The organism is Burkholderia sp. KCJ3K979, assembly GCF_016759955.1.
Lineage (GTDB): Bacteria > Pseudomonadota > Gammaproteobacteria > Burkholderiales > Burkholderiaceae > Burkholderia > Burkholderia orbicola.
In genome coordinates, this window is record NZ_JACFYV010000420.1 from 1 (window position 1) to 1,396 (window position 1,396).

Here is a 1,396-nt window from a genome sequence, read left to right on the forward strand (position 1 = left end):
CATTCTGAAAGGTTTAAAAAATTATAAAAATCAAGGTGTTACCGAGAATCGTCTGGTTTTTTTAGCGGTTTCCGAGCGTTTTACGCGGACGAATGCCAGAGTGTGGACACCTTCCGTGCGCGGCGGCGAATACGGCGGCGCTGGACGCCGCGCGCGTGTCGGACTATCGTGACGCCGCCAGCATTCATCCGACCGCCCATGCTTTCCGATTCCCCTTTTTCCGCCCCCGGCGCCACGCGCGGCGGCGACGAAGTGATTCCCGTTTCGGCGCTCAATCGTGCGATTTCGACGATGCTCGAGCGCTCGTTTCCGCTGCTGTGGATTTCCGGCGAAGTGTCGAATTTCACACGCGCCGCGAGCGGCCACTGGTATTTCTCGATCAAGGACCAGCAGGCGCAGATGCGCTGCGTGATGTTCCGCGGCCGCGCCCAGTACGCGGAATTCACGCCGCGCGAAGGCGACCGCATCGAGGTGCGCGCGGTCGTCACGATGTACGAGCCGCGCGGCGAAGTGCAGCTCAACGTCGAAGCCGTGCGGCGCACCGGCCAGGGGCGCCTGTACGAGGCATTCCTGCGGCTGAAGGCGCAGCTCGAGGCCGAGGGCCTGTTCGCTCCCGAGCGCAAGCGGCCGTTGCCGGCGCACCCGCGCGCGATCGGTATCGTCACGTCGCTGCAGGCCGCCGCGCTGCGCGACGTGCTGACCACGCTCGCCCGGCGCGCGCCGCATATCCCGGTGATCGTCTATCCGGCCCCCGTGCAGGGCGCCGGCTCCGCCGAAAAGCTCGTCGCGGCCGTGGCGACCGCGAATGCGCGGCGCGAGGTCGACGTGCTGCTGGTCTGTCGCGGCGGCGGCTCGATCGAAGATCTGTGGTCGTTCAACGACGAAGCGCTGGCGCGCGCGATCGCGGCGAGCGAGCTGCCGGTCGTCAGCGGCGTCGGGCACGAAACCGATTTCACGATCGCCGATTTCGCGGCCGACCTGCGCGCGCCGACGCCGACCGGCGCGGCCGAACTCGCGAGCCCGCAGCGCGCGCTGCTGCTGCGCGAGGTCGACGAACGCCAGCGCGCGCTCGCACGCGGCATGGCGCGCCGGCTCGAACAGCGCGCGCAGCAGCTCGACTGGCTCGCGCGCCGGCTCGTGAGTCCGGCCGAGCGGCTGCAGCGGCAACGCACGCACGTCCAGCAGCTCGCAGTGCGGCTGGCGTCGGCGGCGTCGCGGCCGGTGCGCGATGCCCGTGCGCGTTTCGCGCTCGCGCAGTTGCGCTGGCAGCGCGCGCGGCCCGATGCGTCGCAGGCGCGCCACGCGCTCGCGGGGCTGTCGCAGCGTCTGGCCAGCGCGTTGCAGCGCCGTCACGAACGCGACACGGCGCGTGTGTCAGCCTGTGCCGCGCGGCTCG

General features: G+C 69.8%; 1 protein-coding gene. It reads left to right on the forward strand.

The window, feature by feature from the left end; all coding sequences use genetic code 11:
- Positions 1–198: 198 nt before the first annotated feature.
- A partial coding sequence (xseA, locus tag H3O04_RS35340) for an exodeoxyribonuclease VII large subunit (protein ID WP_202589515.1) occupies positions 199–1,396 on the forward strand: 1,198 nt, incomplete at its 3' end.